Source organism: Pusillimonas sp. (genome assembly GCF_035515275.1).
Lineage (GTDB): Bacteria > Pseudomonadota > Gammaproteobacteria > Burkholderiales > Burkholderiaceae_B > Pusillimonas.
In genome coordinates this window covers 1-6,545 of record NZ_DATJBQ010000011.1, presented here as the reverse complement: position 1 = coordinate 6,545, position 6,545 = coordinate 1, and the positions used below count along the sequence as shown (strand labels likewise).

7 protein-coding genes are annotated in these 6,545 nt (G+C 60.3%); 3 read left to right on the top strand and 4 right to left on the bottom strand.

The genetic code is table 11. The features are described from left to right. Both VL003_RS00640 and VL003_RS00635 read left to right on the top strand, forming a co-directional pair. A partial coding sequence (locus VL003_RS00640; RefSeq protein ID WP_325438546.1) for an ABC transporter ATP-binding protein occupies nt 1-635 on the top strand: 635 nt, incomplete at its 5' end. Next, nucleotides 635-1,330, top strand: a complete 696-nt coding sequence (locus VL003_RS00635) for an ABC transporter ATP-binding protein (protein WP_325438544.1) — start codon at nt 635-637, stop codon at nt 1,328-1,330. The genes VL003_RS00640 and VL003_RS00635, both read left to right, overlap by 1 nt. Nucleotides 1,331-1,707: 377 nt before the next feature. On the opposite strand, the gene VL003_RS00630 is transcribed toward VL003_RS00635, so the two are convergent. The 4 genes from VL003_RS00630 to VL003_RS00615 form a co-directional block, all read right to left on the bottom strand. Then, nucleotides 1,708-2,424 (bottom strand): GntR family transcriptional regulator, encoded by a 717-nt coding sequence (locus VL003_RS00630; RefSeq protein WP_325438542.1) that lies wholly within the window; start codon nt 2,422-2,424, stop codon nt 1,708-1,710. Continuing rightward, complete coding sequence (locus VL003_RS00625; protein ID WP_325438540.1) at nt 2,421-3,458, bottom strand: carbon-nitrogen hydrolase family protein; 1,038 nt, start codon at nt 3,456-3,458, stop codon at nt 2,421-2,423. Before VL003_RS00625 ends, VL003_RS00630 begins: the two co-directional genes overlap by 4 nt. Nucleotides 3,459-3,493: 35 nt before the next feature. After that, entirely contained in the window at nt 3,494-4,405 is a 912-nt protein-coding gene (locus VL003_RS00620; protein WP_325438538.1) for a fumarylacetoacetate hydrolase family protein, read from the bottom strand. A gap of 94 nt (nt 4,406-4,499) precedes the next feature. Then, nucleotides 4,500-5,621: a cupin domain-containing protein gene (locus tag VL003_RS00615; protein ID WP_325438536.1), complete on the bottom strand. Its 1,122-nt coding sequence runs from the start codon at nt 5,619-5,621 to the stop codon at nt 4,500-4,502. 199 nt (nt 5,622-5,820) lie between these two features. Between VL003_RS00615 and VL003_RS00610 the strand changes: the two genes are divergently transcribed. After that, on the top strand, nt 5,821-6,545 hold a 725-nt coding region (locus tag VL003_RS00610), incomplete at its 3' end, for a LysR family transcriptional regulator (RefSeq protein ID WP_325438534.1).

Sequence of the window (6,545 nt, the reverse complement as noted above, 5' to 3'; positions counted from 1 at the left end):
CTAACGGGGCGGGCAAGACCACGCTTATCTCGCAGATCAGCGGCGAGCTCATGCCCGATTCGGGCCATGTGCTGCTCGACGGCCAAGACATTACGCGTTTGCCGGCGCACAAGCGTGCCTCGGTAGGCCTGGCCCGCTCGTTCCAGATCAGTCAGCTGTACAACGATTTTACGGCTGAAGACAATGTGGCGATGGCAGTGCAGGCACAGTCGACCAAACGCTTTGACATGGTTCGCGCAGCGCGCAAACTGCCTGAACTGCGCGAGCCTGCACGCAGGGCGCTCGAACAGGTGGGCCTGGGTGACCGGGCCGATGTGCGGGTGTCCGACCTGGCGCACGGCGAAAAGCGCCAGCTTGAACTGGCCATAGCGTTGTCGCTGAATGCGTCGGTGCTGCTGCTGGACGAGCCCATGGCGGGTCTGGGTGCTGAAGAGTCTCAGCGCATGAAGGACATTTTGCTTGGCCTTAAGGGGCAGTACGCAATATTGCTCGTCGAGCACGATATGGACATCGTATTTGCGCTGGCCGACCGTATTACGGTGCTGGTCTACGGCACGCCGATCTTCACGGGCACGCCTGATCAAGTGCGGGGCAATGAGGCGGTGCGTGATGCTTATCTGGGAAGGGAAGAATAATGCTGCACGCAGAGAATCTGCAATCGGGTTATGGGGCGGCCAAGGTGCTGTTCGGGGTCGACCTGGACATCGCGTCGCAACAGGTGGTGTCGTTGCTGGGCCGCAATGGCATGGGCAAGACCACCACGGTTCGCACTTTAATGGGTATGTTGCCGCTTAAGGGCGGTAAGGTTACGTTCGACGGCCAGGACATCAGCGGGTTTCGTCCGCATCGAATTTCCCGGTTGGGTTTCGGGCTGGTGCCCGAGGGGCGCCGGGTGTTTGCGTCGCTGTCGGTCTACGAGAATCTGGTGGCCACGTCGCGTAATGAGTACGGCGGCACCTGGACGCTGGATGCGGTGTATGAGCTGTTTCCGCGCTTGAAAGAGCGGGCGAATCAGTCGGCGCGAACGTTGTCGGGCGGCGAGCAGCAAATGCTGGCGATTGGCCGGGCACTGCTCACGAACCCTCGTCTGTTGATTCTGGATGAGGCGACCGAGGGTTTGGCGCCGGTGATCCGGCAAGAGATCTGGGCTTGCCTGAATCGTTTGAAAGCCGAAGGGCAAACGATTTTGCTGATCGACAAGAACCTGAAAGAGATGCACCATTTGGTGGATCGGCATCATATTATCGAGAAGGGGCGAATCGTCTGGAACGGAACCTCGCAAGAGCTGCAGGATAAGCCGGAGCTGGTGACGCAGTATCTGGGGGTTTAGTTGGCTTTGCTCTCCTCTTTTCAGTAGTCGAAAAGCCGCTCAAAATTGGGCGGTTTTTTTTATGGCTTCGGTATTTGGATTGAGGGTGATGCTGCGTCGGTGTTCTGCTGGCAGGGCGAGGGGCGAGGCACCTCCTCGTCCGGCCCATCCCGCGGCCCGTCCTTCGGCGGGCTGCCCGCATTTTCTGCATTTGGGCGGAGGCGTCCGAACTCAACCTCGTCGCTGCGCTCCTCGGGATTCGGACAAGCGGGCGCCTTTGAACCGCCCAAATGCAGAAAATGCGGCGCGGGACGAAAGGCCGGACGAGGAGGTGCCCCGCCCCTCGCCCTGCGGGTGCCTTGGATAGGGGCGCTGTTCGGCGGCGGGGCGTGCGGCGCTTAAGCGCTTTGTTGTTGGGCTAACGAGGCTTCGATCAGGTGGGTGGTGCGGTTGTAGTGTTGGGTAAGCAGGGCCACAGCCTGGTCGGCGTCCCGGTTCAGGGCGGCGTCGACGATGGCGTGGTGTTCGTTGGAGACGTCGCGGCTGCTTTCTTTGCGGACGCTGGTCTTGAGCATGGGGCGGCGATAGCGTTCGGTCTGAATGTACAGGGTGGCCGAGAGCTCGAGTAGCCAGCGAGAGTCGCAGGCGGCGATCAGTGCGCGGTGCAGGGCCAGGTGGCGTTGTTCGACTTCGTCGTAGCCGGCGTTGGAGTCGTCTGCGGTTTTGCGGCGGGTGGCCAGGTCGAGGGCGTGCAGGGCGGCCACGATGTTGGTCTCCCAGTCGTCGGTGGCGCGTTCGATTGAGCGACGCAGGGCCTCGCAGTCGATCAGGGTGCGCACGCTCATGGAGTCTTGCATTTCTTTGACGGAAAGCGGCGCCACACGGAAACCCTTGAGGGCAATGGACTCGACCAGCCGTTCGCTGTTCAGGCGATTAAGGGCTTCACGCAGCGGGGTGAAGCTAAGCTGGTAGCGCTGCTTCAGAAACTCAAGACGCAAGGCCAGGCCCGGGGCCAGCTCACCGGACAGGATGTCGCGCTTGAGGTTGACGTAGGCTTGTTCGGCCAAGGTGGAAGCCTTGGCCGGCCTGGACGCCTCGGGCAGGGCGGCGTTCATGGGCGTGTGCCTGTTTCGCTGTTGGTATTTGGGTCTGTTTCTTCGTCGAAGTCCAGGTTGGCGCCGCGGGGTTGGTCAGAGAACTGGGCGGCTTGCTGGGGCTGGCGATTGACACGCAGGTCAAAGACGTCGAAGCGGTTGTAGTGGCCGGTAATGTCGTGCATTTGGCGGGGCTGGATGCAGCGGCCCAGGTCTACATCGGCATATACGATGCCTTCGGCGTCGATGAGGGGTTCGCCTACTACGCGGCCGTCGGGGCCGATAACCCCGGACCAGGCGCTGTTCTTGCGCCGTAGCATTTGCTCGGCCTGTGGATGGGTTTCGCTGAAGGCGGCCACAATTTCGTCGGAAATGGTGGAGCACGACACGACGGTAAAGACTTTGCCTTCAAAGCAGTGCGCCATGGCGCGCACTTTGATGGCTTCAGCCATGTCGTAGTCGGGCGGGGCCACGGGCAGCGATATGTAGCTGGCGACGTGCAGTAGTTCGCCTTGAGCCAGCAGGCTGAAGCGGGCCAGGGTGTTGGTGTTTTCACCGCAGGCAAGGCCGCCCAGGCGGCCGATGGCGGTGTCGTACACGCGCAGCGATGAGCCGTCGCCGTTGGCCCAGGTTAGTTTTTCGGCCCAGGTGGGCACGAGCTTGCGATGACGGCCCAGCAGCTTGCCGTCGGGCCCGATAAACACCAAGGTGTTGTACAGGGTACTAATACCGGTGGCGCTGCGTTCGTTGACGCCGACCACGACGTGTACGCCGTGGCGTCCGGCCGCCTGCGCAATGCGCTGGATCTCGGGGCCGGGTATTTCAATAGCGCTGCGGCACAGCTTGTCGAACCATGGGCTGCCCTCGACCGGGTTCATGATCCAGTTCCAATAGGGGTAGCCGGCCACGAATACTTCAGGGAAAGCGATAAGCTGGGCGCCTTGGCCGGCGGCCTCGGCGATGAGCGAACACACTTTCTCGACGGTGGCCTGGGTGTCCAGGAACACAGGTGCGGCCTGTACGGCGGCGACCTTGACGGCGGGCAGGTTAAGCATGGATACCTCGATCAAGCTGTAGGGGTTAAGGGGCTTTAGACGGCAACAACGGTGTTGCGCATGGTGCCGATGCCTTCGACGTACGATTCGATCACGTCACCGGGCCACAGCCATTCTTGTGGGTCGCGGCCTGCGCCCACACCCGCAGGGGTGCCGGTGGCAATGATGTCGCCGGGCTCCAGAGTGATGCCTGCGCTGATGTCGGCCACCAGGTGGGCAACATTGAACAACATATGCTTGGTGTTCGATTGCTGCTTGATCTCGCCGTTTACCTTCAGCCACAGATCAAGGGTCTGGGGGTCGGGGATTTCGTCGGCGGTAACGATGCAAGGGCCGAACGGTGCATAGGTGTCCATGCCTTTGGAATACACCCACTGGCCGGCGCGGCGGTTGTCGCGGGCGCTCATGTCCAGCATCAGGCTGTAGCCAAATACGTAAGACAGTGCGTCTTTTTCTTCGATGCGCTGGGCGCGGGTACCGATAATGGCGGCCAGTTCAACCTCCCAGTCCAGCTGTTGGGTGATCTTGGCGTTGTGCTCGACGCTGTCGCCGGGGCCGACCACGGTGGTGGGCGGCTTGGTGAAGATGACAGGCTGCTTGGGCAGATCGGCCGACGTGTCGAGCGTGCGGCTGGATTCTGCAACGTGCTCTACATAGTTAAGGCCGATGCCGAAAATGTTTTTGCGCGGACGCGGAATGGGGGCCAGCAGCTTTACGTTCTGCAGGGGCAAGGCCACGCCTACCGGCCAGTTGTCCTGGTGCTGCTTGAGCAGGTCGGTGGTGGTTGCAACGGCCGAAGGGCCAAGGTCGATAAATTCGAGCATGTCGTTGGGCAGGTCAATGCCCACGACCATGCCCAGGTATTCGATATCGACGACCATGTTTTCAACTATCGCGCCCAAGCGGGCGGCTTCCAGTACGTTGCGGCGGTAAGTAACTAAGCGCATGAGTTTTTCCTTGTTGTCGGGCGGCTATGCCGGACCGATGCGATATAGAGGGGAATCAAAAGGCCCGCACGCCGATGGGCGGCGGGCAAAAACATTAAACGGGCTGGTGTCCGCCGTTTTCTGAAAGAGCTTCTTCGCGGTAAAGGCCAAGCCCTTTGATAACGGGCAGGTCATTGAAGCTGAACAGGCAGGCGTCTTCAGTTTGGCTGGCGTTGCCATGCTCATGGAAGGCCCACGACGGCACACAGAAAATGTCGCGTTCCTGCCAGTCGAAACGTTTGCCGTTAATGATTGAAAAGCCTTTGCCCTTGGCCACTTGGTAAATGAAGCTGCCGGTGTGGCGGTGTGCCTTGGTGTGTTCGCCGGGGCGCAGCATTTGCATGCTGGCGCCAATGGTTTGCATGACAGGGCCGCCCGTTTTGGGGTTGATGTAGTTCATCAGCACGCCGTCAAAAGGCGAGCCGTCGGTAACGCGCGCATAGCGGCTAAGGGCCTCGTAGGTGGGGGCCCATTCGTACTTCAGCAGGGGCGAGTAGCCGTGTTCCCATTTGTCGTCGCCGGGCATCAGGCCTGTGCCGGCCCAGGTGGCGGTGCTGTCGTCTACCGCGTAAGTAACGGCCTGGTTAAGGTCGGGGTGTACGGTGTAGAAGTTGGCTTCAAGTGCATTGACCAGCGGAATATCAAGGCCGTCTTGCCAGATGCAAGGTGCGCCGTCTTCGCTGACGCCGTGTTCGTGCCAGGTGCCGTTGGGCGTTAGCACGAAGTCGTTGGCGCCCAGTGTCATTTTGTGGCCGTTCACAATGGTGTAGGCGCCTTTGCCTTCCATAATGAAGCGCAGGGCGCTGGCCGAATGGTTATGCGCCGAAGCCAGTTCACCCGGGTTCATGGCCTGCAGGCCCGAATAAAGCCAGCCCACGGCAGCCGCAACGTCTTGACGACCAGGGTTGTTAAGATAGATGACGCGGCGCCCGGCTTTTTCGGGTGTGACCAGATCGATCGAGCGCAGCACGTGGTCGCGCAGGTCGCGGTACCGCCACAGCACAGGCTCGGACGCCGATTGTGGAAACCACGGCTCGATCTTGTTGGCGACTGTCCAGAGGGCGCCGGTTTTAAGTGAATCGAGCTCTTCGTAATAGGCGAGCAGCTCGGGCGTGTCTTCTACGTTGGCACGTCCGACGACGTCTTCGCGATAATTGGTGCGAGGTGCAATTTTCATATCGGGCCTGTCTCTAGTGAACTGATTTTATAAAATCTTGCGTGTTTTCGATAATATTAGAGAAAATTCAGAATAAAAACAAGCTGGGCGTGTTGCCATGTGCTGCTTGGCAGATGGCTCGTGCGCGAGCCAGACAATTTCTGACGACGCGCGCAAAAGGGCCCAGGCTGCTGACCCCTATCTATATATAAGAACCATCATGGCAACAGATTGGACCGACCGCATCCGGCTGCGCAACCTGAAGTTTCTGCTTAGCCTGGCCCAAACCCGAAACCTCAGCCATTCGGCCAAGCTGCTGCATACCACGCAGCCGGGGCTTTCTAAATGGCTTAAAGACCTCGAGGCCGATATTGGCCTGCCCTTGTTCGAGCGCCACGCCCGGGGGCTTACGCCAACCCAGCACGGCCAGACGCTGATCGCGCACGCGCGTCGAATTGACGCCCAACTGGACAGAGCCGTGGTCGACATGGACATACTGCGCACTGGCGGCGCGGGGCGGGTGGTGATCGGTGCATCGGGCGCGGCGGCTACCGAAGCGGCGCCGCGCGCCATTTTGGCCATGGCCGAACGCATGCCCGATATGCGCATCGACCTGGTTGAAGGCACCATGGACCGGTTGCTGGGTTTATTGGCTCGAGGCGATCTTGATATTGTCATGGGTCGCAGTGCAAGCAACGTGGCCCTTGAAGCCAGCATTCATTCTGAGCAGCTGTATGTAGAACCCATTGATCTGGTGGCACGCCCCGGCCACCCCTTGTTCGATTTGCCCGAACTGCACTGGAGCGATGTCACCAAATACCGTTGGATTGTGTGGCCCAAGCAGACGCCCGTGCGCAATGCGCTGGAAACCGCCTTGGCCACTGCCGGCCAGTCTTTGCCTTCCAACTATATTGAAAGCAATTCGGTCATTGCCAACGTCACCTT